General features: G+C 51.5%; 21 protein-coding genes, 1 other RNA gene and 1 riboswitch. Of the genes, 20 read left to right on the top strand and 2 right to left on the bottom strand.

Going from position 1 to position 26,538, the window contains the following annotated elements:
* The first annotated feature begins 3 nt into the window (after positions 1 to 3).
* The 15 genes from CCUR_RS04710 (at position 4) to CCUR_RS04640 (ending at position 19,000) form a co-directional block, all read left to right on the top strand.
* Positions 4 to 1,488 (top strand): UDP-N-acetylmuramoyl-L-alanyl-D-glutamate--2,6-diaminopimelate ligase, encoded by a 1,485-nt coding sequence (locus CCUR_RS04710; protein WP_012803336.1) that lies wholly within the window; start codon positions 4 to 6, stop codon positions 1,486 to 1,488.
* Between the two features lie 12 nt (positions 1,489 to 1,500).
* Positions 1,501 to 2,958 carry a UDP-N-acetylmuramoyl-tripeptide--D-alanyl-D-alanine ligase gene (locus CCUR_RS04705; protein ID WP_012803335.1) on the top strand — a complete coding sequence of 486 codons (1,458 nt, stop codon included), beginning with the start codon at positions 1,501 to 1,503 and terminating at the stop codon, positions 2,956 to 2,958.
* Between the two features lies 1 nt (position 2,959).
* Complete coding sequence (mraY, locus tag CCUR_RS04700; RefSeq protein ID WP_012803334.1) at positions 2,960 to 4,006, top strand: phospho-N-acetylmuramoyl-pentapeptide-transferase; 1,047 nt, start codon at positions 2,960 to 2,962, stop codon at positions 4,004 to 4,006.
* Between the two features lie 3 nt (positions 4,007 to 4,009).
* Entirely contained in the window at positions 4,010 to 5,635 is a 1,626-nt protein-coding gene (gene murD, locus CCUR_RS04695; RefSeq protein WP_012803333.1) for a UDP-N-acetylmuramoyl-L-alanine--D-glutamate ligase, read from the top strand.
* Positions 5,635 to 7,455 (top strand): putative lipid II flippase FtsW, encoded by a 1,821-nt coding sequence (ftsW, locus tag CCUR_RS07415; RefSeq protein WP_012803332.1) that lies wholly within the window; start codon positions 5,635 to 5,637, stop codon positions 7,453 to 7,455. Before murD ends, ftsW begins: the two co-directional genes overlap by 1 nt.
* The gene (murG, locus tag CCUR_RS04685) at positions 7,452 to 8,552 is read left to right on the top strand and encodes an undecaprenyldiphospho-muramoylpentapeptide beta-N-acetylglucosaminyltransferase (RefSeq protein WP_012803331.1); all 1,101 of its coding nucleotides are present in this window, start codon (positions 7,452 to 7,454) and stop codon (positions 8,550 to 8,552) included. Before ftsW ends, murG begins: the two co-directional genes overlap by 4 nt.
* Positions 8,553 to 8,601: 49 nt before the next feature.
* Positions 8,602 to 10,017, top strand: a complete 1,416-nt coding sequence (gene murC / locus CCUR_RS04680) for a UDP-N-acetylmuramate--L-alanine ligase (protein WP_012803330.1) — start codon at positions 8,602 to 8,604, stop codon at positions 10,015 to 10,017.
* Positions 10,018 to 10,064: 47 nt separating this feature from the next.
* On the top strand, positions 10,065 to 11,141 hold the full coding sequence (locus tag CCUR_RS04675) for a cell division protein FtsQ/DivIB (RefSeq protein WP_143711815.1): 1,077 nt from the start codon (positions 10,065 to 10,067) through the stop codon (positions 11,139 to 11,141).
* Between the two features lie 190 nt (positions 11,142 to 11,331).
* The gene (gene ftsZ, locus CCUR_RS04670; protein ID WP_012803328.1) at positions 11,332 to 12,450 is read left to right on the top strand and encodes a cell division protein FtsZ; all 1,119 of its coding nucleotides are present in this window, start codon (positions 11,332 to 11,334) and stop codon (positions 12,448 to 12,450) included.
* Between the two features lie 13 nt (positions 12,451 to 12,463).
* The gene (locus CCUR_RS04665) at positions 12,464 to 13,378 is read left to right on the top strand and encodes a purine nucleoside phosphorylase YfiH/LACC1 family protein (RefSeq protein WP_012803327.1); all 915 of its coding nucleotides are present in this window, start codon (positions 12,464 to 12,466) and stop codon (positions 13,376 to 13,378) included.
* A gap of 207 nt (positions 13,379 to 13,585) precedes the next feature.
* Entirely contained in the window at positions 13,586 to 14,278 is a 693-nt protein-coding gene (locus CCUR_RS04660) for a YggS family pyridoxal phosphate-dependent enzyme (RefSeq protein WP_012803326.1), read from the top strand.
* 64 nt (positions 14,279 to 14,342) lie between these two features.
* A complete protein-coding gene (locus tag CCUR_RS07265) occupies positions 14,343 to 15,260 on the top strand; it encodes a cell division protein SepF (protein ID WP_012803325.1) in 918 nt (305 codons plus the stop codon).
* A gap of 39 nt (positions 15,261 to 15,299) precedes the next feature.
* Positions 15,300 to 15,560 (top strand): YggT family protein, encoded by a 261-nt coding sequence (locus CCUR_RS04650; RefSeq protein ID WP_012803324.1) that lies wholly within the window; start codon positions 15,300 to 15,302, stop codon positions 15,558 to 15,560.
* A 36-nt stretch (positions 15,561 to 15,596) separates the two neighbouring features.
* Positions 15,597 to 16,385 (top strand): DivIVA domain-containing protein, encoded by a 789-nt coding sequence (locus CCUR_RS04645; RefSeq protein WP_012803323.1) that lies wholly within the window; start codon positions 15,597 to 15,599, stop codon positions 16,383 to 16,385.
* Positions 16,386 to 17,065: 680 nt separating this feature from the next.
* Complete coding sequence (locus CCUR_RS04640) at positions 17,066 to 19,000, top strand: GbpC/Spa domain-containing protein (RefSeq protein ID WP_012803322.1); 1,935 nt, start codon at positions 17,066 to 17,068, stop codon at positions 18,998 to 19,000.
* 251 nt (positions 19,001 to 19,251) lie between these two features.
* Here CCUR_RS04640 and rnpB read toward each other — a convergent pair.
* Positions 19,252 to 19,618: RNase P RNA component class A (gene rnpB / locus CCUR_RS07370), an RNA gene on the bottom strand.
* A 69-nt stretch (positions 19,619 to 19,687) separates the two neighbouring features.
* Between rnpB and CCUR_RS04635 the strand changes: the two genes are divergently transcribed.
* From CCUR_RS04635 to thiD, 5 genes are all read left to right on the top strand, one after another.
* Positions 19,688 to 20,356 (top strand): thiamine diphosphokinase, encoded by a 669-nt coding sequence (locus CCUR_RS04635; protein WP_012803321.1) that lies wholly within the window; start codon positions 19,688 to 19,690, stop codon positions 20,354 to 20,356.
* 88 nt (positions 20,357 to 20,444) lie between these two features.
* Positions 20,445 to 20,556, top strand: a riboswitch (TPP riboswitch).
* Complete coding sequence (gene cytX, locus CCUR_RS04630; RefSeq protein WP_012803320.1) at positions 20,545 to 21,795, top strand: putative hydroxymethylpyrimidine transporter CytX; 1,251 nt, start codon at positions 20,545 to 20,547, stop codon at positions 21,793 to 21,795. Its footprint overlaps the riboswitch before it by 12 nt.
* Positions 21,796 to 22,002: 207 nt before the next feature.
* A complete protein-coding gene (gene thiM, locus CCUR_RS04625; RefSeq protein ID WP_012803319.1) occupies positions 22,003 to 22,845 on the top strand; it encodes a hydroxyethylthiazole kinase in 843 nt (280 codons plus the stop codon).
* A gap of 1 nt (position 22,846) precedes the next feature.
* Entirely contained in the window at positions 22,847 to 23,542 is a 696-nt protein-coding gene (gene thiE, locus CCUR_RS04620; protein ID WP_012803318.1) for a thiamine phosphate synthase, read from the top strand.
* Between the two features lie 134 nt (positions 23,543 to 23,676).
* Complete coding sequence (gene thiD, locus CCUR_RS04615; protein WP_012803317.1) at positions 23,677 to 24,471, top strand: bifunctional hydroxymethylpyrimidine kinase/phosphomethylpyrimidine kinase; 795 nt, start codon at positions 23,677 to 23,679, stop codon at positions 24,469 to 24,471.
* Between the two features lie 371 nt (positions 24,472 to 24,842).
* On the opposite strand, the gene CCUR_RS04610 is transcribed toward thiD, so the two are convergent.
* Entirely contained in the window at positions 24,843 to 26,477 is a 1,635-nt protein-coding gene (locus CCUR_RS04610; RefSeq protein ID WP_012803316.1) for an amidohydrolase, read from the bottom strand.
* Positions 26,478 to 26,538 lie beyond the last annotated feature (61 nt).

Raw genomic sequence — 26,538 nt, 5'->3', positions numbered from 1 at the left:
TTCATGGCTATGACCTGCAGGGAACTATTCGAAGGCATCGATTGCACGTTTTTAGGAAACGCCGATGAACCGGTAAGCGGCATTGCTTATCGCAGCGATGCTGTTACAGCAGGCGATGCGTTTTTCTGCATTGTCGGTACCAACGTCGATGGGCACTCATTTGCCCAGGATGCCATTGATCATGGCGCCCGCGTTATCGTGGCACAACGCAAGGTATACCTTGCCGATGCAACTGACGTGGTGGAAATAATCGTTTCCGACACTCGTCGCGCTATGGCCGCCGCCGCTGCTAATTTCTATGGGCATCCGTCGACTGATTTCCATCTTGTTGGTATTACCGGCACGAACGGCAAGACAACTACGACATATCTCGTTGAACACATCGCGGAGGTTGCTGGCCGAACAACCGGTGTTATTGGCACGGTAGGCAACCGTATTGCGGGGCGCTTGGAACATGCCGAGCGCACGACACCTGAATCGGTCGATTTGCAGCACTTATTTGCTCGTATGCGTGATGCCGGTTGCGATACAGTGGCCATGGAAGTAAGTTCACACGCGCTCGACCTTGAACGTACGTGGGGTACGCATTTTGCCGTTACCGCGTTTTCAAACTTAACGCAGGATCATCTGGACTATCACAAGACGTTCGAGGCATATTTTGAAGCGAAAGCACTGCTTTTCTCGTCGGACTATCCTGCGCGTCGTGTTATCTGTATCGATGACAAATGGGGTCAGGAACTGCTGCGTCGTTGTGCGGCAGCGGGCGACCGTATTCTTTCCGTTGGGTTTGATCCAGCGGCTCAGATTCATCCGGTAAGCGTAAAGTACGCTACCACTCACACCGATGTTGTTCTTGATGTACGGGGGCAAGAATATTCGCTGACCTATCCACTGGTCGGGCGTTTCAATGTGTCGAATGTCATGCTTGCTCTTGGCATTGGCTTAGAGTTGGGTATTCCTATTGAAGTGGTCTTGCGAGCTCTGTCTGAATCGCCGCAGGTACCTGGCCGCTTGCAGCGAATCTCTGCTGTTCACGATGGCGGCATTTCAGTATTTGTTGATTATGCTCACACACCTGATGCCTTGCGAAAGGCAATTTCAGCGGTTGCGAACTTGACAGACGGTCGCGTGATCGTTGTATTCGGTTGTGGCGGCGATCGCGATGCTACTAAGCGTCCCTTGATGGGGCAGGCGGCTCTCAGCGGCGATTTCGCCGTGGTAACCTCCGATAATCCACGGAGCGAAGACCCTGATGCCATCATTAGTGACATCCTCGAGGGGATGGAAAGCGCTTCTGAGCGCTTTGAAGTACATCCCGATCGCCGTGAAGCTATTGCCCGTGCTATTGCGCTCGCAAATACGGGGGATGCAATTCTGGTAGCTGGAAAAGGGCACGAGGATTATCAAATACTCGCCACTGAAACCATTCACTTTTCTGATGCCGAAGTGGCTGGCGAAGAGTTGGAAAACGCTTTCGGCAGTCGGTAAGGAGTCTTTCCTATGCGCTTGTCAGCTTCGGATATTGCCCGTTTTACGGGTGGGATGCTTGTTGTGCCGCCTGCTCATGAAGAATCACTTGTTGCTGGTTTCACCTGGGATTCTCGTCAGGTGCAACCGGGGTGTCTCTATGTGGCGCTTCCCGGCGAGCGTCATGATGGGTTCGACTTTTGTATCAATGCGCTTGATGCGGGTGCTGCCTGCCTTCTTGTGATGCGCTCACCTGATGAAGCGCTTACCTTGTGTGCGCAGCGCAGTGGTGCAGCCATCGTGTGTGTTGAGGATACGTTTACTGCATTTACGGACCTGGCAGCTGCTTGGCGAAGCCGCCTGTCGGGTAGTGTTATTGCCATCACGGGGTCAAGCGGCAAGACCACAACAAAGAACCTCGTGCGCGATGTGCTTGCGCGTGCTGGGTCGGTTGTGGCAACGCAGGGAAATCAAAATAACGAATTAGGTGTTCCCGCTACGCTTTTGCGCGCCGAGGAAGACACGCAGTTTGTTGTTGTCGAAATGGGTATGCGCGGTCGCGGGCAGATTGAATCGCTCTGTCGATTCGTGCGGCCTGACATGGCGCTTGTTACTAACGTTGGTGAAAGTCATATCGAACTTTTAGGCAGTCGCGACGGCATTGCACGGGCAAAAGCTGAAATTATTGCCGGTGTTAAAGCCAATACTGGGATCGCCTTTATTAACGCCTCTGACGATTTTGCCAGTATGTTGCCTGCGTATGGATCTGCTGATGAACGCGGCGTTGAGATACTTTTCTTTGACGGATCGGGCAAGGAACCTGCTTCATATGCAGCGCAAGATGGTATTGAGGTACCTTCTACATTTGCTTCAGATATTGAACTTGACGAAGCGGGGTGTGCGCGCTTCACACTGCATACACCAACGGGTACCGCATCAGTCCATTTAGCGCTTGCCGGCCTGCATAACGTGCACAATGCCACCGCCGCTGCTGCAGTGGGATCACAGGTTGGCTTGAGTGCATCGGTTATTGTTGATGCCCTTGAGAAAGCTACTTCTCTTGATGGTCGGGGACGGGTTGTGCGCACAGCCTCTGGCGTGGTGGTTGTTGACGATGCCTACAACGCTAATCCCGATTCAATGAAGGCCTCGCTCGGTTCCTTTGCAGCGATGCACTTTGCTGGCCGTCATATCGCCGTGTTGGGTGATATGGGCGAGCTTGGTGATACGGCTGAGGAAGCTCATGCGCGCATCGGTTCACTCGTTGCTTCACTGCCGATCGATCTGATAATTTGTGTCGGTTCGCTCGCCTGCGGTATTGCCCGCGCGGCTGTTGCGGCAGGCATGCCAGAAGACGCGGCTATCTGTGTGACTGATGCTTCTGCGGCACTTGATCAGGTTGTTTCTCTTGTTAATGCTGGCGACGGCATCTTGGTGAAGGCATCTCATTCGGTTGGCCTTGAAGCTGTTGTGAAAGGCCTGGTGAAATAGTATGTTCCCATTCTTTTCGTCGTATCCAAGTGCCATTTTACTTCTGGCCGTTATCATTGCCGCCGCGGTTGTGATGGTATTAACACCGGCATTCATTCGGCTGTTGCGTCGCGATCATATTGGACAGCAGGTCCGTGACGACGGCCCACAAACGCACCTGGTTAAGCAGGGGACACCTACTATGGGTGGTGTCATTATGCTTGTGGGCTTGGTGGTCGCTGCGCTGATTCTTGGACAAGGGTCACCCGCGCAATGGCTTTTACTTGTGGCGACGTTGGCAACGGGGGCACTTGGTCTTCTTGACGACGCTTCAAAGGTTGTTATGCATCGCTCACTTGGGTTGACCCCTAAGGCAAAACTCATTGGGCAGTTTGCGATAGCCATTGCCTTTTGTCTGGCAGCTGTCAATGTACTTGGCATCGAACCGGTTGTATCAATACCGTTTATTGCTCGTATCGATTTAGGCGTGGTAACGACGGTAGTGCCATTGGCTGGTGGTATTTCGATCCCGTGGCTTTACCTTATCTTTGTGGTCGTGCTTCTTGCTGGAATGAGTAATGCAGTCAACTTGACCGACGGACTCGATGGGCTCGCCGCTGGTACAGTTATGGTTGTCATGATGGTTATGGCTGCCATTGCGTATCGTTCTGACATGCTTGATGTGGCGGTATTCGCTGGCGCACTTGTTGGTGCCTGCATCGGTTTTCTCTGGTTCAACGCGTATCCTGCCGATATCTTTATGGGCGACACTGGCTCGCTTGCACTGGGAACCGCACTTGGTTGCTTAGCGGTCGTTACGAAGACCGAAGTCGTTTCCTTGATTATTGGTGGGCTGTTTGTTGCTGAGGCAATTTCAGTCATGCTGCAGGTTATTCATTACAAGCGGACAAAGAAGCGCTTGTTCTTGATGGCACCTTTGCACCATCACTTCGAAAAGAAGGGCTGGAGCGAAGTGAAGGTTGTCATTCGCTTTTGGATCATTTCCGGCACACTAGCTGCCATTGGCTTTTTCCTGTACTTCATTGAAACTCTTGTGATGGCGGGATAGTTTATGGCAGCGGATGCGACGATTATTCCTACAACGAAGCAGGCTCCAGCATGCTGGGGTCGCGTGCTTATTTTGGGGCTGGGCAAAAGCGGGCGCATTGCAGCGCATTATTGTCTGTCTCTTCTGGGTAAACGGGTCGATTCCGTGCGTATTGCCGCCGGTGCACGCACAAAAGAAGCACTGGCGTTTGCCCACGATTGCGAGCAACGCGGCGCTCATGTGACCTTTGACGATAGTCGCGTAGAAGGCTCTTTCGACGTGTGCATTGCTTCGCCAGGTATTTCGGAATTTTCCGAGCTCTATGTGAGTGCGCGGGCTGCATCGCGCGAGATTATGAGCGAAGTGGAATTTGCCTGGCGCGAAAGCGATCGTGATTCTCGGTGGATTGCCATTACTGGCACGAATGGGAAGACTACGACAACAGCACTGACGGCGCACATTTTGCAGCAAGCGGGTATGCGCGCTCGTGCGGTTGGCAATATCGGCGACACGTGTCTTGCAGCTGTTATGGCGCACGATACCGATGTGTATGTGGCTGAGGTTTCGTCGTATCAGTTGGCAAGCACCATTCATTTTGCGCCGAATGTGGCCGTTATACTTAACATCACTCCTGATCATCTTACGTGGCATCAAACCCACGAAAACTATGTTGCCGCGAAGTTTCGCATTCTTGCGAATCTCAATCAGACTCCTGGTGCCCTTGCAGTACTCAATGCCGTCGATGAAACAGTGCGTGCACGGGTGCGTACACTTGCGCATGCTACCGAGCAATGCGGCTTCGCATATATACCAGTTGGTACGGCAGCTGGTCTTGCGGGGGATATGCGCACGATCTGTGGAAGTGAAAACGCCGCCTTTATTGAGGGCTCTGATCGATGGCTAACAGTAGCGCTTGCCAAAGAGCAGCATCGCCTTTGTCGGGCTGATGATCTGCTGATTCCCGGTGAACATAACGTGAGTAATGCTTTGGCGGCTGCCACTGCCTGTATTGCAGTTGGTGCTTCTGATGATGCTATTACGCGCGGACTTACTACGTTTACCGCCCTTTCACATCGCCTTGAGGCCTGTGGAACAATACGGGGTGTGACGTGCTACGACGATTCGAAAGCGACCAATGTTGATGCAACTCTGAAGGCGTTAGCGGCATTTTCACCGCGTCGTCCTATCGTGCTGTTGGGTGGCTCTGATAAGTTCACCGATTTAACGGTGCTCGTACAAGAGGCATGCCGTCATTGCAAGACGGTGGTGTGCTTTGGAGCTGCTGGAGAGCGGTTTGCTCGCGCTTTTGCGGATGCCCCTCTTCCTGTTGTGCGTGCTGCTCATTTAGCTGATGCGCTCGATGCGGCGCTTGATATCGCACATGCCGATGACATTGTGCTTCTTTCGCCTGCGTGTGCTTCGTTTGATGAATTTACGTCCTATGAGCATCGCGGCGATGTATTTAAGGCGCTTGTTGCCGAGCGCGCGCAGGCATCAGCCAAGGATCATGTTGCACAGGTATCAGCTGACGCGCCGGCTGTGCATGAATCAGTTGAGAATCAGTCCGCGCATATATCAGCTAAAAATCAGCCAACTCAGGCTTCAGCTGTCAACCGAGTTGCTCAGGAATCCGCTGAGGACACCCTGTAATGAACCGGCAGCAGAAAGACACATCATCCAACCAATCTGGCGGTGGCTTTGCCGCGCGACTGGCAGAGCTGTTCTCTGCACCGTTGTCCGGCCCGCGTGCGGTAGTGATGCCGCGCGTCATTTTGATTGTATCGACAGCTGCCCTGCTTGCTATTGGGCTCGTTATGGTGTTCTCTTCGTCGATGGTGCAGGCTATCGATAATGGCATGCGCCCAACGAGTTATCTCGAGCGTCAAGCGATGTATGCATTCTTTGGCATCGTGATATGCGTTGTTATTGCCGGTGTTATTCCGTATCAGAAATGGTTGGGATCGCTGCTCACCGTTGTCTGGGTACTTTCGATTGTGCTTATTCTTTTAACGGCCATCATTGGTACTGCCGCACTGGGTGCACAGCGCTGGCTTGCGATTGGACCCATTCGCTTTCAACCGTCTGAGCTAGCAAAAGTTGCTTTTATTCTCATGATGGCGCGCATTATGTATCAATGGCGTGCCGGTGAGATATCCGGCGTCACTGCCCTTACTGTGCGGGTTGCCCTTCTGGTTCTTATACCGCTTGCCATTCTATTTAAAGCCCAATCTGACCTCGGTACCACGATGATTTGTCTGGTTGGTATCGTGGCCGTGCTGTGGCTTGCGGGCGTGTCAGTACGCCTTATTCTTGCTGCTATTGGATTGGTGGCTGTATTTGGTGCTATTGCTATCGCGTTTGCTGGATACCGAGCAAGTCGCGTGCTCAATTTTCTCAACCCCTATGCTGACCCCTATGGAACTGGATACCAGCTCATCCATTCCTTCTATGCCTTTGGCGAAGGCGGGCTTTTTGGCGTTGGGCTTGGCAATTCGGTTGAGAAATACCTCTATTTACCCGAAGCCGAAACCGATTTTATTTTTGCCATTATTGGTGAAGAATTAGGGCTTATCGGCGCACTTATTGTCCTCGGGTTGTTTGTGGCTATTGCGTATGCCGGTTTGAAGGTGGCACGCAATGCCCCCGACCTATTTGGTTCGATGATTGCTGGTGGCTGCACGGCAATGCTCGTTTTTCAGGCGTTTCTCAATATTGGATGTGTCATCGGCTTGCTGCCTATTACTGGCAAGCCCTTGCCTTTTGTGTCATCGGGTGGTTCATCGCTTATCGGGTCGTTTTTGCTGCTTGGTATGATTTTGTCAGTGTCGTTTTCATCTGGGGGCGACGCGCGCCTGTATCAGCAGCGGCGCGAAGATCTTCGGCTGGTGCGCAGCAACGAAACATCACGCGCTACACAAAGCGATAGTGTCTCACGTGGTGATAAAGACAACGCAAAAACCAGCGCACGAACAGTACGCACTGCTTCTACACGGGGAAGTAGAAGCCTCCTACGCGGAAATGGCTCTGCGCATACTACGCGCAGTCAGAAGAATGACTCGCGCGACTCACAGAGCAGCAAAAATAGCTCTCGTACCTCGACCTCTCGAGCCTCGCAGGGCAACAAGAATACTTCGCGCAGTCGACGTACCTCTCGTAACTCAAGTGAACAAGGCAGAAACAACCGCGCACGTAGTAATGCCTCACGGCGCGGTAATACCGATAACGATACAACGCGGCGTAGTAACACGGGCAACCGCACGACGCGTCGCAGTAGCACGAACAACACGAGCAACAACACGAAGCGACGCAGCAACACAACTAGCAACACGGCACGTCGTAGTTCTACCCAAAGCACGGCTACGCGTGCAAAGCAAAACACCGCGCGCTCAAAGTCGCGCACAAAGCAGGGGAACAACACGCGCGCGACGCGCAGTACACGCAATGAAGATGGCACAAGGAGGAGCAGATGAATATCGTCGTATCAGGTGGTGGAACGGCTGGGCACATCAATCCTGCTCTTGCGCTTGCTGAAGAACTGATTGCCCGAGGACATACTGTACGTTTTGCGGGAACGCCCGATGGTATTGAAGCACGTCTTGCGCCACAGGCAGGACTCGAGTTTGTACCCTTTGAAGCGGCCGGTTTTAATCGCAATCATCCACAGACAATTTTTCACGCGCTGCGTCTTATCGCACGATCAACCAAGAAAGCACAACAGTGGTTTGCAGATATCAAACCCGATGCGGTCGTGTGCTTTGGGGGCTATGTATGCATTCCTGTTGGTCGGGCAGCAGCAAAAGGTTCTATTCCGCTTGTGGTGCACGAGCAGAACTCGGTTATGGGTCTTGCCAATAAATATCTTGCAAAGAGTGCTGCGCAGGTTGCTCTTACGTATGCGGCGGCTGCATCCGCTCTGCCAGATACCTGTAAACCAGTTATTACGGGCAATCCGGTGCGTCGTTCCATATGTGAGACCACGCGTGCTGAAGGACGTTCTTATACGAATATTCCCAACGATGCCGTTATGCTGACGGTATTCGGGGGAAGTCTTGGTGCACGCCATATCAATACGGCGGTGGTTGCCTGTAAGCAAGCTCTACTCGTTCAGGATAATGTATACGTATATCATATAACGGGCCCCAAAGAAAAAGATACTGTTGAAGAGGCTCTCGCTCTGACGGCTGACGAACGCGCTCGGTGGCGTGTTGTTGGATACGAAGATCGTATGGGAGCGGTGCTTGCTGCAAGTGATTGTGTCCTTTCGCGCGCAGGGGCTACCTCGCTCGCTGAAATATCAGCTCTGCGTCTGCCTGCTTTACTGGTGCCGTTTCCCTATGCAACGGCAGACCATCAGACACAAAACGCACGTGCTTTTGTTGAAGCCGGTGCTGCATTCACTATTGATGACGCATCAGTTGAAACTCCTGCATTTAGTAAACTGTTAATTGAACTTGTCTCTTCCCAGGAAACACGCCGTTCAATGAGCCATGCAGCGGCTCAATTTGAGACACGTGATGCGGCAGCAAAATTGGCAGATGTTGTGATTGACGCGGCCAGCGCGAGGTAGGGCTCTACAATAATCTGCTGGTAAGGCAGAATGGCGGAAGGGTCCATCCATGGCGCAGCAAATTGAACGGGTGCACTTTATTGGTGTTGGTGGCGTTGGCATGAGTGGTATTGCCCGCGTTGCGCACGATCAGGGAATGGTAGTTTCCGGCTCTGACTTGCGTGAAAGCCGCTATACCCAGCAGCTGCGCGAGGTTGGCGTTGAGATTTTTATCGGCCAGGCGGCCGAAAATATTCCTGACAACCCAGCCCCTGATGTGGTTGTTACGTCAACGGCTATTCTTGATAACAATCCTGAACTTATTGCAGCGAAGGCACGTAATCTTCCTATTTGGCATCGGGCTCGAATGCTTGCACAACTTGGTGTTGGTAAGAAGACCATCGCCATAGCTGGCACTCATGGCAAAACGACCACCTCGTCAATGGTTGCTTCAGCACTCGATGGTATCGGTGCCGATCCAACGTTTCTCATTGGTGGCATTGTGCGCGCTTATCACACGAATGCTCATTCGGGCGAGGGTGCCTATTACGTGGTCGAAGCTGATGAATCGGATAAAAGCTTTACCTATCTCGATCCGTATGCGGTGCTTGTGACTAATGTAGAAGCTGATCATCTCGACCATTACAACGATCTCGAAGAGATTCATGCCAAGTTTACTGAGTTTATGTCGCAAGTGCCTGATGATGGATTACTTGTTGTCTGTGCCGATGATGAGGTACTTGTTTCTCTCGCTGCCTCGACGGGTAAGCGTATGGTTACGTACGGTAGTGCCGAGGGCGCTGATGCGCACATTGAATCGTGGGCGCCAGCGGGTGTGGGGAGCACCTTTACGCTTAAACTTCCTGATGGCACGCTTGTTGAAGGATCAGTTAAGCAAAACCCCGGTCGGCATAATGTATTGAATGCTGCCGGCACTCTAACGTTGCTTTGGGGTATTGGCGAAGATGCGCAGGATGTTGCGCGCTCGCTTTCGAATTTTGCCGGCGTGCGTCGTCGGTTTGATTTAGTGGGCGAAGCAGATGGCGTCACGATTGTTGATGATTATGCGCATCATCCGACTGAAATTGCGGCAACCATCGCGGCGGCGAAGAAGCTCGATTTCAAACGGGTACACGTGTTGTTTCAGCCGCATCGCTACTCGCGTGTTGGCTTATTTACCGATGTGCTGCGAAGTGAATTCGCGCACGCATTTGATGAAGCTGATACAGCGGCATTCATGGATGTGTATCCCGCCGGAGAGACTCCTGTTCCTGGTGTTAATGGCAAAACGTTTCTTGACGTTCTCAAAGATTCTTCGTCCCACCCAGCGCTTGTGTACATTCCCCATCGACTCGATACGGTCTCTTCGCTGCTTGATATGGTCGAGGCGGGCGATCTTGTGCTGACCATGGGTGCTGGCGATGTGACAGCAGTGGGTCCGGAGTTACTTGCTGCTCTCAAGGCACGTGCTGGTGGGGCAGTGTAGTGCAGCGCATGATGATTGCAACAATGCGAAACAGTGTGGGTTAAGTCATGGCGTCGGATTCACGTCGGACATCCTCTTCTTCAGGTGCCTCGCGCACGAGCGCGCATCCACATGCGCGGCGATCATCTAGTCGTTCTGCCACATCAACGCCCACGACTCGCGCATCGTCACGTCGGTTGAGTATGCCGCAGACAAATCCACGCCGTCGTTCGAGTTCTACTTCGGCGCAGTCAATGCCACGCTCCGGGCGCGGCGGACAGATAGAAATGTCATCCGTTCGCTTGGGGGATTTAGGCGCAACGACACCGCGTCGCCGCACGACAGCGCAATCATCTTCTCAGGCCGCTCAGGTTGCTGGTCCGTGGGTTCGTCGTCTTGTTATCGCTCTTGTTTTGGTGGCGCTTCTTGCGGTTGGCGGCGTATTTTTATATTCGTCTAGTATTTTCTCAATTGAATCAGTTCATGTGAATGGAGCCGCTCATCTTACCGATAAAGAAGTGAGCGATCTTGCGGCTGTTCCGTCTGGTACGACCTTGCTGCGCGTGGATACTGCGGGTATTGCTGCACGTCTCGAATCGAATGCGTGGGTTGAACATGCGAGCGTGACCCGACAGTTTCCAAGCACGTTGAACTTAAACGTCACCGAACGGACGATTGCTGCCGTGGTGGCGGTTTCTTCTGGTGCGCAGGGGACACAGGACTGGGCAATCGCGTCAGATGGCACCTGGCTGATGATGATTCCCGATAAAGATTCAGCTGAAGCAGCTTCAATAAGTCCGCAAGTTTATACGGATGCAGCCAGCGCGCTGCGCATCACTGATGTGCCGTATGGCGTTAAGCCTGAAGTTGGCGCAAAGTGCAGCGACGAAAGTGTTACGAATGCACTCAAGGTTGTTTCAAGTTTGACAACAGATCTGGTGGGGCAGGTGACGGCCGTTTCAGCTACTGATACTGCTAATACCTTGCTTACGTTGGATAATGGTATTCAAATTGCCTTTGGCACTGCCGATAATGCGCGCGATAAAGAACGTGTTTGCTTGCAGTTAATGGCAGACCACGAAGGTAAAATTTCATATATCAATGTGCGTATTCCCGAACGCCCCACATGGCGCGCTCTTTCATAATACGCCGTGCTATCGAGCTTAATTATCTATATAATAATAGGAAATAAATATGTGCGTCAGCGCCATTTAAGGGGTCAAGCAAGCCCTTTGCGTTTGCAAACATAAACTCATCGTGTACAATCCGATAAGTTACTGTGCTTTAAAAGCCGTCTGATTGCGGCGCGGCACACATCGCATCATGGAGGACACCATGCCGAATACGAAGTCAATCGATAGCAATCTGGCAGTCATCAAGGTCGTCGGCGTTGGCGGTGGCGGTACAAATGCCGTTAACCGTATGGTCGAAGCTGGCATCAGAGGTGTCGAGTTTATTGCGATCAACACCGACCATCAAGCGTTGCTTATGTCGCAGGCCGACAAAACCATTCACATTGGTGAAGAGCTTACGCGCGGTCTTGGTGCTGGCGCCAACCCTGAAGTCGGGGCACAAGCTGCCGAAGAAAGCCGATCAGAAATTCGCGATGTACTCGCTGAAGCCGATATGGTTTTTGTCACCGCTGGCGAAGGTGGTGGCACCGGTACTGGTGCAGCGCCGGTAGTGGCCGAAATCGCTCGCGAGGAAATTGGGGCACTGACCGTTGGCATTGTTACCAAGCCATTTAGCTTTGAGGGTCGCTTGCGTCGCAACCAAGCGGAGCAAGGTATTGATCTGCTTTCTCAAAAAGTGGATACCCTTATCGCTATCCCGAACGATCGTTTGCTTGAGATTGTTGAAAAGAAAACGAGTATGCTCGATGCATTTCGCATCGCTGACGATACCCTGCGTCAGGGTATTCAGGGTGTTACCGACCTTATTACGATTCCGGGTCTTATCAACCTTGACTTTGCCGACATTCGCTCGGTTATGAAAGATGCCGGTAGTGCCATGATGGGTATCGGTATTGCTTCGGGCGAAAATCGTGCCCTTGATGCTGCTCAGCAGGCGACCAATTCCCGTCTGCTCGAAGCTGGTATTTCCGGCGCTTCGCGCGTGCTCTTCTCTATTGCCGGCGCGCCCGATCTTACTTTGTCTGAGGTTTCTGAGGCCGCAGGCATTGTAGAAGCATGTGCCGATGAAAACGCAAGCATTATCTACGGGCAGATTATTGATGATTCCCTGGGCGACCAGGTACGCATCACCGTTATTGCAACGGGTTTTAAGGTTGATCAAGGCCAGCAGTCGCTTAATTATCAGCGCGACCTCTTTGCTCCAACCGCAACGACGAGTGCAGGTACTTCTTCGGCTTCGTCAACTGCTGCAACCTCTGCCTCCAACGGGCGTTTTGCCGACGAGGATTACATTCCCGACTTTCTGAAACGTCAGCATTAGGAAGGCGTTTTTGATGAAGGCGGCCAATGGATTAGTGCATCCGCGCTTGTCCATTGGCCGCTTTTCGTTTTCTGTTTCAGATGCAGAATTTCTTGAGGTCTATACCGATGAGGATCTCTTTCAATCAACAGGGGTGCGTATCGCCTTCACGGGGCGACAAGGTGGTTTCAGTACCGGGGCGTATGCTTCGTTAAACCTCGGCAGTCAGGTGGGTGACACCTACAATACGGTGCTTCGCAATCGTTACCGCCTTGCGGCTGCTCTTGGTTTTGAAGATTATCCCCTTGCTGTTCCACGACAGATCCACGGTGACCATTTAACGGTGCTCACCGAAGCGACTGTGCCTACCGCATGGATCGATGATCTTAATGCAGGTGCTGACGGCATTATTATTGAACAGGTACCGGTGGCTGCACTGCTTTGCTTCGCGGATTGTGCATCGGTCATTATGGTGGCGCCAAGCGGTATTTTTGCGGTAGTGCATGCCGGTTGGCGTGGTGTTATGGCAAGTATTGCACCAGTGGCACTTACCCAACTTGCCGCTCGAACGCAGTGTTTGCCCGCTGATTGCAACGTGTATGTGGGTCCTCATATTAGAAGCGAATGCTTTGAAGTTTCAACTGAACTGGCAGATCGTTTTGTGAATCGGTTCGGGTCAGCAAGTGCACCCGATAGCCGGCATGTAAGCCTGATAGAAGCCTTGCGCACCGATTTGGTTGAACATGGTGCCAATTCGGCACGTATAGCGGATTGTGCGGTTTGTACCGCGTGCCATCCTGACCAATTCTTTTCGTATCGCATGCAGCAGGGTATCTGTGGGCGACATGGCGCGTTTGCGGCACGGCGTGTGCTTCAACCAACAGATACTAACGGGTCGCAAGCAGATACTAGTGGACTATCTGCCTTGTTATCAGACTATGCTTGTTGAACAGGGCGTTATTATAAAGGGATGCTATCGTAAAGCAGGACACTATCGTAGAGTAATAGCATCGCACGTAAGGCATTATCACAGAGGAGTGCATCAGAAGTTGTTTCATCCTGCTGTTACAGATGTATCTCGCTAAACAAGATGTATCTCACTAAACAAGATGTATCTCACTGAGGCAGGCAATCGTAAAGGGAAGGATTGAGAGTAATGACGATAGCAGAACGATATCGCGCCCTCGCCGACGAGGTGGCTCGTGAAGCTATCCGTGCTGGGCGTGACTCACAGGCAGTTAAGCTTATTGCCGTATCAAAAACGGTGGGGCCAGATGCAGTAGCGGAAGCTATTCATGCAGGTGCGCAAGCATTTGGCGAAAACCGTCCCGATCAAATTATGGATAAACAGCCACGCTTTCCCGAAGCCGAATGGCATTTTATTGGCAACATTCAGTCGCGCCGTATTAAAGATATCGTGCCGCATGCAACACTTATCCATTCAGTATTTGAAGAAAGTCATCTAGCGCGTATCGACCATGCGGCTGCAGCAATCGACAAAGTGCAAGACATTCTTATTGAAGTGAATGTTTCAGGCGAAGCAAGTAAGGGAGGCGCTGCACCAGATGATGTTGCCAGTTTAATAGATGCGTGTAGGAATCTATCACATATTCGGGTACGTGGATTGATGACCATGGCACCTCAGGGCGATTTGCAGGTAGCTGAAGAAACATTTGTGCATCTTGCTGCCCTCAAAAATAAACTGGTGGCTTCACTTGATGCGGATATGGCAGCGCATCTCTCTGAGCTTTCTATGGGTATGAGTGAAGACTGGCGCTGTGCTATCAAGCAGGGCGCTACCATGGTCAGAATAGGCCGCGCTATCTTCAGCGATCAGTTCGCCGAGTAGCCTGTATATGGAAAGTGACGACGAGCAACATTCTTAACATGTGTGCATATAGGTAGGAGCAGCCATGGAGATGTCAAATTTTGGACGCCGTTCCGGTGGGGTCATCAGTGGACTCAAAGATAGGTTCGGTATCGGCGCTTCACGTCGAGCGGATACTGACTATCAGGATGAATATGATGACTATGCCGGGTCGTATGACGAGTACGATGAAGGCGCCGAAGAAGAAGTCGAGGCCGATCGCTATGATTCGGTAACGATGCGTACGGCTGGTACAAACCGTCGGCATCATTCATCGTATGTCTCACGTGCTTCTTCGGACTTAAATGGTCGTCGGAGCACTTCAGCCCATCCGCCTCTGGTGAACTACGATGATGTGCGCGCAAGTGCTAAAGCAACGGAAACGTTTACAACACGCCGTCGTTCGAACAGCTTCCGTAATTCAGTTGGTCGTGCCAGTGATTTCACTCCATCGGGTGCGGAAATCGATGAAGTGCCTGCCACATCGACACCTGATATATCTACTCAGTCGGATGCACCATCACGGACGCGGTCTGCGCGCAGCGGTGGATACAATTCGCTGTTCGATTCCTCGCCGACTCGTGCCGCACTGCAACCTGATCTCAAACCACCCGCATCTGCAGTGGGGCAGGGCACCCATTCAGCATATGATCCATATGCAACCTATGAGGGTGCGGGCGCTACTTCCCATCAGCCAACCCGTGAAGTAATGGTGTTGACTCCCGTGGAATATGGCGAAGTCGAAAGCATTGCTCGAAGTTTAAAAGCGGGGGATGCGGTGGTGCTGAGTCTGCGTCATACGCCGAGCCAGCTTTCCAAGCGGGTGCTTGATTTCTCGTTTGGCGTGGCGAGTGCCCTTGATGCGCGGGTTGACTGCATCGCTGATAAGGTGTTTGCCATAACGCGCCCGACACCTTTAACCGAAGATGAAATCAAAAAACTACGCGCTAAAGGCGTCATGTAAGAAGAGATCTATAAGAAGCGATAAAGAAAAGGTTTTTACATGACACTTGGTCGTATCATTATTGAACTTGGGCAGATTTATTCACTGATTATTGTTATTTACTGCGTGCTTACCTGGATACCGGTTTCACGTGATGGCGTGTTCTCAGATGTCAAGTCGTTCTTCTCCAAGATATGTGAACCATACTTGAACCTGTTCAAGCGTTTGATACCTCCTATTGGAGGTGCGGTGGATGTAACACCGATTATTGCTTTGGTTGTATTACAATTAGTAGTAAGTCTTCTAGCGAGATTTGTATAGCGCTGATACGCGCAGTCAGAATGAAGGGATAATCCGATGGCACTTACTTCCGACGAGGTGAACAAGCAGAGCTTCAAGATCGAGCGTAAAGGCTATGACGTCAACGAGGTCGATGCCTTCCTCGAGCATGTAGCAACTGAAGTTGACGGCTTGAACGCCCAGATTGCTCAACTGCAAGAACAGCTTGAGCAAGCACGTCGCGAGCAGCGTCCAAGCGCTCCTGCTGAGCCGGGTGCAACTGCGACCTCAGCCGAACTCGATCAGCGTGATCTACGTATTCGGCAGCTTGAGGCTCAGATTGCTGAACACAAGGCTGAGGATAGCGCTATTGCTCAGGCACTTATTATTGCGCAGCGTTCTGCTGACGAAATCATTGCCAACGCTAATGGTGCAGCTGAAACAACGCGCCAGGATGCAGCTGATGAAGCACAGCGCATTCTCGACAAGGCGAATGCTGAAAAGCAGCGCGTACTTGATCAAATTAAGAAGCTCGAAGACGACCGTGAGGCAGCGCGCGATCGTTTCAGCGATATGCTGAACGATTTTATCGGTAACTCGCAGGATATTCTTTCCGACCTGCAGGCTGGTAAAGCGGGTAGTCGTGGAGGACATACGCTTCCTTCCGTAAGCACGACATCTTCTCCCTCGACAACGGCTGCTAATCCGTATGCGGTTGGCGATTCGGCAACGGCCGCCTATACCACACCGACGGTTTCCTCTTCGGCAGTAATTACACCGGCCACACCAAAGCCTTCGAAGGTAGAAAAAGATTTCAGCGGCTTTGGCGATACTGATGACGGGTTTGAATTCGACGACGTCGACTAGACTATGCACGGGCTAATGGTGTGGTACATAACAGCATGCGTCCGGTAATCCTTAACTGTCGGAAGCGTGTTATTTGTTGCTACCGTGCCAGTGAGTCATGCTTGTTGTTCAGCCGCCAATAAATAAGTGTTCAACTGCCGATGATAAGATTTGATGTTCACCTGTCAGTTAAACAGATGCAAAGAGCAATAAAGGGTCTGCTTCGGCGGACCCTTTTCTTTTCGTTGCCTTTATCATTGCAGTCTTGCGCTTGTAAGTAGGTAAGTAGGAAGATAGTTCATCACAAGTTTTTACTTGTATCAGGTAGTAATTCGATGGAGAATGTCCGGCCCCACTCGGAGAGTATGTTGGTCGCGATTGCAATTTGCCTGCTCTTTTGGCAAGATAGATTCTGCTTAATGTGGTAATAACGTTGTAAGTGGTTTGATGATTCTTGAGCAAAGCGACATAATTTCGCAGGCAGGCAGGCAGGCAGGCAGGCAGGCAGGCAGGCAGGCAGCTACAGCTATCTAGTCAGAATCGAATAGTACATTCGTAAAGGCAGTTCGTATCGATTGTTCGATACGTGCTGCCTTTTTCATGCCTGAAACTTGCTTCTATGAAGAGGAGCAAGGGGGCAAGGATAGATACCAAGTGATATGACGTGCTTCAAGAAGCAGGTGGCAAGAAAGGTTAGGGAAATGCAGAGAAGTTTATTCCAGAGGACAGGAGCAATAGCGCTCTCACTGCTGATAGCAGTGGCGCTACTTCCTATAAGCCCCCAGCAGGCTGCTGCGGTAGATCCTGAAAAGGGTATAGAGGTTGCAGTGGATTCCTCAAGCCTTGATGCTGCGGTTACAGCGGCAAAGGCAGATGGTGTCACGGTCACGCAAGACGCTGATGTCGATAAGGGTTCTGCTACCTCACAGGCAGAACTCGATGCCAAGAAGGCTGAGATCACCGAAGACTACAACAGTCAGATTGAAGCTCTCAAGGCAGCTGCTCAAGAAGCCCGTCAAAAGCTTGCTGAGTATGCAACCAAGAAAGCTGCCTATGATACTGCCTTAGCTCAGTACAACACCGACAAGGCACAGTATGACTCTGACCTTGCTCAGTACAACACCGATCTTGCTGCTTACAATGCGGCTATGGAAGAGCTTGAGCGCAAGAAGAACGAAGACGGGTATATGACTAAGCCGTATCCGCAGCTTCTGACGTTTAAATCTGAACCTAACGCAACGCTGACTGTTTCAGGTAAGAAGTATACGAGAAGTGAGTTCAGTTCGGAGGTTAGGTCTTGGAATCTTGGCACCGAGCCGTGGCGCTATGCTTATTTTGATGCATTGAATAACGGACAGCCGAACAGCGCTGCTCGCGTTATGCTCGAAAAAGACAAGCCATTTGTGGCTACGTATACCAATTTGACCAACTCAAGTTATAACGGCAAGAAGATTTCCAAGGTTGAGTACACCTACACCTACAAAGGTTCTTCAGGCGTTAACGTTCCTGATAAACTTCCCGTTGTTTTACAGCAGGATCCTACCGTTACCATTTGGTACAACGACTTCTTTGGTGATGCTCGCATTAACATGAAGGTCAAATTCTACGATGAGGATGGGAATGTCATCGATCCAACCGGATCGCTCTTGAACTTTTCTTCTCTGAACAGAGGAAACGGTTCTGGTGTTGTTGATAAGGACGCAATTGAAAAAGTTGCGTACTTCAATGGCGAATATGTACCGATCTCTGGTTCTTCCATTTCAGTACATGCAGATGGCAGCGCTTATTCCGATACCAACAACGCTGAAAGAGCGAAGGGTGCAAAGTTCAATACTGATGAATGGGATACGCCGGATTCTCCCAATGCATGGTATGGCGCTATCGTTGGTCGAGTAATCGGGCCAGAAATCAGCCTGGATATGGCTTCCCACAAGAGTGGTGTTGTGTGGTTTGCGCTCAACTCGAGCATTAAAGCCAAAGATGTGCCGATTAAACCAGTTGAGCCGACACCGCCTACTCCCCCAACAGAGCCTGTTAAGCCCGTGATTACGGCAAGCTATCACTATGACGTGCTCTATGTGAAGCCTCAGGTGGAAAAGAAGGTACTTGACCAAGACAACAAGGATATCGATACCAACACGGTTAAGACGGGCTCTATCGTAAAGTTTGAGCTTACGACAACGCCCTTCCCAGCAGGTCACGAGACAATTGATTCAGTCATCTTCCGCGATACGCTTCCTGAAGGCTATGAGCTTGACCTTGAAGCAACAAAGAGCGCAAGCCCTGATTACGATGTGGAATACGACGAAACTTCTCGCAACCTTGTCTTCACTGGTAAAGATGCACTGATCACCCAAATCAATGCTGATAGGACAAAGGAAGCAGCGGTTCCTGCTCCTATGGTTGTGGGTAAGGTAACCAAAGAAGGTACTACTTACGAAAATCAGTTTGATCTTGATATCAACCACACCTATTCGGTGAAGTCCAATACGGTAAAGGTGAGCACGCCTGAAAAGCCGTCGGTTAGCCCGAAGACCGGTGACGATACGGTGCTGATACCGATTACCTTGATGGTGCTGTCAGCAGCTGCTCTTGGAGCACGACGTGTTATCACACGGAAGAACCAGAGCTTCTAAGGTTTATTCCGACTACTTGTGCTTGAATTAAGCTTTTCGTAGAGCACGCTAAACCCCCACTTCTTGCTTTGGCAGGATGTGGGGGTTTCTTTTGAGGTGCTTGTATGCGGGTGAAATGCGGCCGCCCAAGCTGAAATGGGGTAGTGTCTGTATTGTTGCGACAATCAGCCCACTGCTAAGCACATTGCGACATAGCGGTGAGGTAGACACGGTGGAGTATGGTAAAACTGAGGTAAAAGGGTAAAGGAAGGTAAAGGAGCGGGCCTGTAAGCCGGGTTCTGTCGTTAAAGACAACCATTTATCTACGGTGCCTGTTGCCAGACATCTCAAGCACGCAACCCGAACGCACGGATGGGCGACCGTATGGCGTTCCTATTTACGTTTGCTTCGGATGGGGTTTTCCAAGCTACGTCGTTGCCGACGCACTGGTGCGCTCTTACCGCACCGTTTCAGCTTTTCTCCTGCGGTAGCGACATATTGTCGCATAACAGGGGAGTTTTCTTTTCTGTGGCACTATCCGTCGAGTCGCCTCGCCCAGCCGTTAGCTGGCATCCTGCCCATTGAAGCCCGGACTTTCCTCATGCGGATACATCCGCCCGCGGTTGTCCAACCCGCTCCGGAACGGTATTCTAGCAAAAGGAAATCATATCGCAGGCGCATTTGCGTTGTAATCTCGAAAGAGGCATCATGACCCGATTTGCCCTAGTGGGTGCTGTCGACTTTAATGAAAAAGTTTTTAGAGTAGAACACTATGATGTGCTTATCGCTGTTGATGCAGGCTATGCCACATTAAAAAGCCGGGGATTGACCCCTGATCTGGTCGTTGGCGATTTTGATTCTTTAGGGTATGTGCCTGAGACAGAAAACATACTGCGTTTTCCGCATGAAAAAGACGAAAGCGACATGGAGCTTGCTATTGCCCATGCATGCAAGGCAGATGCTGACGAGATTGTGCTGTATGGATGTCTGTCGCGTCGACTCGATCATACTCTTGCGAACATACAGGTGATGCGCTCGTGCGCACAATCAGGTGTGCGTATTTTCGGCGTTGGATGTGGGTTTGTGCTTACGCTTCTTGCTGGACCCTGCCGTATAGCCTGGGAGGCTTTTGACCCTGCCATGCTTGATGCGGAGGAGTATGGACGTTATCTTTCGGTGTTTGCACTTGGTGGCCCAGCGCAGGGGGTAACCGAGCGGGGACTTCTGTATTCCTTAGAAAATGCGGTGCTTTCCGATACTGCGTCGCTTGGCCTTTCGAATGAATTTACTGGTGCGCCAGCGGAAGTATCAGTGCAGCAGGGCGATGTCGTGGTGATTTTCTCAGAGGATGCATGGCCTACCGTGTGCTTACCATAGAGCTAAGAGCCGTTCACCCGCTTACATAATCTTATTTTTTCTTACGGTGCGCGAGTTGGTTTATACTCCCTCTGTTGCAACATTTATGACAACAGCACCGGGGAGCTCGCAGAAAGCGGGCTGAGAGGAAGCGTAGCATCGCTTCGACCCGTACACCTGATGTGGGTAATGCCAACGAAGGGAGCAGTATGGCGGACAAGCCGCATTCCAACCTTGCGCCAACGCGCATATTTTCAAACGTACAGATTGGCCTCATCTGGTTTGGGGCAGCTGTTTCATTAGCTGAAATTTTGACCGGCACCTTTTTCGCTTCGCTCGGATGGCAGCAAGGGCTTGCAGCTATTGTTATCGGGCACCTTATTGGTTGTGTGCTGTTCTGGGGAATGTCGTATGCGAGTGCTCGGTCGGGTCGTAGTGCCATGGAGATGGCAGCAGCTTCGTTTGGGGTAAAAGGATCGCTGGTCTTCTCGGTGGCCAATGTTGTGCAACTTATTGGGTGGACAGCTATCATGATCACCTCAGGCGCTGCGGCGGCAATGGTGCTTGTTCCTGCCTTTGGCCTGGCAGGCTGGGCTCTTTGTTTGGGTGCACTTATTGTCGTATGGGTTGCACTTGGACCGGCAGTAATGGGCCGCGTGCAATCAATTGCTGCAGCTGGTTTGTTCATCCTAACGATTTTGGTGAGCTTTGAGATATTCACAACCTCATCCACAGAGATGGTTGTTGTATCTGCAGGTGACCCTATAACCTTTGGGGCAGCGGTGGAATTAGCCGCTGCTATGCCGCTTTCGTGGCTTCCGGTTGCTGGGGATTATTTGCGCCAAGCCCGCCGCCCTCGTTCGGCAGCTTTAACGGCAACGATCACGTATGGTGCAGGAAGCTGCTGGATGTTTGCCATAGGTCTTGGGTTGGCTCTTTTTGCAGGAAGCAGCGATATAACAGCGGTTCTTTCTCAGATCGGTTGGGGTGTAGTAGGCTTGCTGGTAGTGGTGTTTTCAACCGTTACTACCACGTTTCTCGATGCTGAATCAGCTGGTATATCAGCCGCAGCGATTTATCAGCGTATTCCTGCTCGAACAGCTGGCATTGTGGCGGCGCTTATTGGCATGCTGCTTGCTATCGCAGCGCCGGTAGCTACGTTTGAGCCGTTTCTTTATCTGATTGGATCGATCTTTGCTCCTATGGCGGCAATTGTTTGTGTTGACCGGCTAATCATTCACCGAACGAGCGACAGGGATGTGCTTGAACCCAAGTCAGCGCGCTCTGGATTTAATATCCTCAACATGGTGCTGTGGTTAGCTGGTTTTGTACTGTATCGCATTTCACTGTCGTGGGATATTCCAGTGGGTAATACCTTGCCAGTGATGATTATCATCGCGTTTGCAACCTGGCTTGCACATCGGATCTACCAGTCAATGCAACGATCTACCGATGCGTAAAGTGCTCGGATCCGCTGCCATGTGCGATTGATGCATACAACGGGTAGGGCACTCTGCGAGCGCAGCTAGTGGGGAAGAGTTACCAGTTTACTAATTCAACGAACAGGATTGTTCCTATACAACGGATTGTTTCTATACATAAGGTCGTACCTATACACAAAATTGTTCCTACAGACAAGATTGTCCCTACACAAGAAGGAGTTTTTCGTGGCTGAACAGGGAAAAGAAATTGCAGCTTCCGCACTCGATGCAGTACGTTCACAGCATCCGCTTGTCCATTGCATTACCAATTATGTCACGGTAAACGATTGTGCGAATGCACTGTTAGCGTTGGATGCAAGTCCTATTATGAGCGATGAAGCAGCAGACGTTGATGACATTACTTCAATCTGCAACGCTTTAGTACTTAATATCGGTACGCTTAATGAAGCGACGATTGCCGGTATGCGTGCTGCCGCCGATCGGGCGAGCACGCTTGATCACCCCATTGTGCTTGACCCGGTGGGTGCTGGTGCATCAAAGCTACGCACCAAGACAGCTTCTCAACTACTCGATCGATACGGGGTTACTATCCTGCGGGGCAATATGAGCGAGATTAAAGCACTTGCAGGCACTGCTGCTTCAACACGTGGTGTCGATGTCAATCCTGCCGATGTTACTACCGACGACAATCTGGCAGAGTCTGCGGCCTTTGCGCGCGCTCGTGCTCGTCAAGCACAGGTTGTGGTGGCTATTACCGGAGCCATAGACGTGGTGGCTGATGCCAATCATGCCTTTGCGGTGCGTAATGGGTCTGCCTTACAGGGTCGCATTACCGGTGCAGGATGCATGCTTTCGGCTCTTACCGGCGCGTTTGCTGCGTCAGCAGATACGCCGCTTCAAGCCGCTCTTGGTGCGGTGGTATCAATGGGTGTTGCTGGAGAACTGGCAGCATCCCGTATGCAAGAGGGCGATGGCAATGGCAGCTTTCGCACCTATTTGCTGGATGCTTTATTCAACCTTTCGAATGCACAGCTGCATAGTTTTGCTCGTGTCGAGGAAGTGCTCTAGCGTGCCTGACAAAGAACTCCGCGCTGTCATATCCGCTACACCCCGTCAGCGTTTTTCTTCTGACGATGTGCTGCTATACGCTGTTACTGACCGTTCGTGGCTGCGTGGGCGCACACTCGAGTCGTGCGTTGCTGCTGCTATCGCTGGAGGCGCAACGATTATTCAGTTGCGTGAAAAGCAGGCATCTTTCGATGAACTGGTTGCGCTCGCGTATTCCATTAAGCAGATTTGTCACGATGCAGGTGTCTTGTTTGTCATTGATGACAATGTGCAGGCTGCGGTAGCAGTTGATGCCGATGGTGTGCATGTGGGGCAGGATGATAGTTCATGTGTGCAGGCGCGCAAGATGCTCGGGCCAGATAAGATCGTAGGTGTTTCGGCACAGACTATTGCTCAAGCTCGTGCGGCGGAAGCTGCCAGTGCCGATTATCTGGGGGTTGGCGCTCTTATGCCAACAGCAACGAAACCAGATGCAGTAGAGGTAACCAGGGAGGAACTTTACGACATTTGCCACGCCGTTTCGATTCCTGTTGTTGGCATAGGTGGCTTAAATGAACAAACAATTCCCCGTTTGGCGGGAAGTGGAGCCTGTGGTGCGGCCGTTGTATCGGCAATTTTTGCTGCGCATGATTGCAAAGCCGCTGCGCGCCAATTGCGTACTACCTGCAACCAGGTATTTCACGCACAACAGCGCTAAGATTTGTGTGGTGTAACACGCAACGCTTGCGATTGTTCCGCAGCAGGGCGAAATTATGTCTCTGGTATCGGTTGAGCGCGTTACACTAAAACTGACCAACATAACAGTGGCACCTAGACGGTAAGGAGTATGCCATGATACCTGCAGTACTGAGCATTGCTGGATCTGATTCGAGCGGTGGCGCTGGAATCCAGGCTGATATCAAAACCATAACGGCACAGCGACTGTATGCTGAAACGGTTATTACCGCACTTACCGCTCAAAATACTCTTGGTGTTACTGCTGTGCAGAATGCAACACCTGAATTTGTATTGCAGCAGATCGATACCGTATTTGATGATATTCGGCCTGATGCTGTGAAAATCGGCATGGTGTCTTCAGCTGAAATTGCTCATGCTATTGCAAGCGGTCTTACGCGCGTGAAGGCGAGCAATATCGTTCTTGATCCGGTTATGGTTGCTACGAGTGGTGCAGCTCTTTTGGCTGATGATGCTGTACAGGTGCTTATCGACGAGCTTCTTCCTCTTGCCGATATTGTGACGCCCAACATTCCTGAAGCGCAGGTGCTTTCAGGAATCGAGATCACCAGTGCGGCTGATATGCTTGCCGCTGCACAAGCCATTCAACGCAAGATGAATCAGGGCAAGTGGGTTTTAGTTAAAGGTGGACATCTCGACGATGGCGCCAACGACCTTCTTTTAACCGAGCATGGTCGCGAAGTGTGGCTGCATCATCGTCGTATTGATACGCCAAACACTCACGGTACCGGGTGCACGCTTTCATCCGCTATCGCATGTGGGCTTGCGCAGGGCTTTGATATGCAAGCGGCAGTATCCAAGGCGAAGCAGTACCTTTCGGGTGCTTTGGAGAACAATCCCAATATGGGCAAGGGCACTGGTCCACTTGATCATATGTGGGAATATCGCTAAAGGTAATCTGCTGATTGCAGAACAAAAACCGTCAGACGGGCAACTTGTCTCTAAAGACTGATAGCCGCTTGTTGCTGCTAAATACAACTTTACAGTGATGTCGTAGACGCCCCGTAAAGGGGAAGAGGTAGCGACTACCATAAAGTTTCTTGTGACAACCTCACAAAGAAGGGGTGTAGCGGTCGTCGCGATGGTTTCCGTGAAGACCTTGTAAAGGAGAGGGTGTAGCAGCTATCGCGAAGCGCTTGCCGCGAAATCCTCTCCTTTACAAGGATCTTTAGCTATAACACACAAGGGCTACAATGCCATTGCGTAGATCCTTTTGTAGGAGCTGCGATATCATCGAGCGACAAGCATGCCGAACGTGGTGTTTAATGCGCAGCTCCATACACTTGTTTTCCACCGACATACGTAGCCTGCACCTGCGCCTTTAAGATGTCTTCATCAGCGCAGGAAGTAATGTCGGTGTCAAGAATAACGAAGTCAGCAAGCTTGCCTACTTCGAGCGTTCCCAGTTCAGATGCGCGCCCACACGCATGTGCCGATCCAGCTGTGTAAGCTCTGAGAGCCGCTGGAGCGCTAATGCGTTCAGTGGGTAACCAGCCACCAGCAGGTTGTCCATCGGGGATAGTTTTGCGCGTGATAGCCGTATAGATACCGGGCAGTGGATCGATATCGCACACGGGGCTATCAGTGCCAAACGCAAGCGTGGCACCACTCTTAAGCATTGAAGCAAAAGGCCACATGTAAGGAACGCGTTCTGGTCCAAGGTCGACTTCGGGTGCTCCCGGGTCAAGCGTGATGTGCATTGGCTGTACGGCAGCGACAACGTCGAGCTGTGCCACGCGTTTAATATCTGCAGGAAGAAAGCCTTCCAAATGCTCGATGCAGTGATGAAGTCCGTGCGGAAGCGGTCCAAAGGTTGCACGTGCTTCTTCATAAATGTCGAGAATCGTATGAATAGCTTCGTCGCCAATAGCATGAACACGTACTGCTTGGCCCTTTTCGTGGGCGGCCAATACGAGCGTGCGTAGGTGATCGGGGTCTATCGTGGGCCGACCATGATCGCCCGCAAAGCGTGCGTTGGCATAGTCGCGCTCAAGCCAGGCGGTGTGCTGACTTGATACACCATCGAAGAATTGTTTAAACCCGCAGGCTCGCAACATGTTGCCGCGATACGTTTTCTGCATGGTAAACAGGCGACTCATATCATCAAGCAGAGTGGGAAACATATGTATCCGACAGGTGAGTTTGTTCTGTGCGAGCAGCGAGGCAAATACATCGTCGCGCACAAAGTCGAGTCCTGGTGCTGCCATAAGAGACATGTCACAAATAGCCGTAATACCCTTTGAAGCGAGTCGCGCAAGAAAACCTTCATAGGCTGACTCAATTTCTTCGACGGTGAAGGAAGCGACGATTTTGGGCATCAGCAACATAGCCGCCGCCTCGCGTACGATGCCGGTCAGTCGGCCGTTTTTGTCTCGATCGTAGGTGCCGCCTTCCGGATCAGGTGCATCTTCAGCAATCCCCAGCTGTTCGAGTGCGCGACTATTTAACCAGAGGGTATGCGCGTCACCCGAGTACATAGCAACAGGACGGTCGGGGTAGACCGCGTCGAGAGAAGCTCTGCTGGGAGTGTTAGCGGGGGACCAGTGCGCTTGTCGCCAACCTTGTGTCAAAAGCCACGATCCCGCTGGTCGTTGTGCGGCGAGGGGAGCAAGTGCTGCCACGCAATCCTGTTCGCTTGTGCCACAGTAGCGCAGTGCAAGAGGCGATCCATAGAGTGCCGAATGGAAGAAATGCAGATGTGAATCGTGAAATCCGGCACAGACCAATGCGTCGCCTGCATCAATGATATCGGTTTGTGCATTGCGTAAGGAAAGAATGTCATCTCGGCTGCCAACAGCGCTTATTTTGCCGTTCTCTACGGCAAACGCGCCACTGCGGGTGCAGTCCTCCGTTCCACAGAACAGTTTTTGAGACAGGACAATGGCATCAGCAGACATAGCCTTCCTTCCTCGCGTTGGACTTTTTGTTCTACGAGTGCGATTGTAGCAAGTTAGCTGT

The organism is Cryptobacterium curtum DSM 15641 (genome assembly GCF_000023845.1).
GTDB classification, from domain to species: domain Bacteria; phylum Actinomycetota; class Coriobacteriia; order Coriobacteriales; family Eggerthellaceae; genus Cryptobacterium; species Cryptobacterium curtum.
This window is presented reverse-complemented; position numbering and strand designations above follow the sequence as displayed.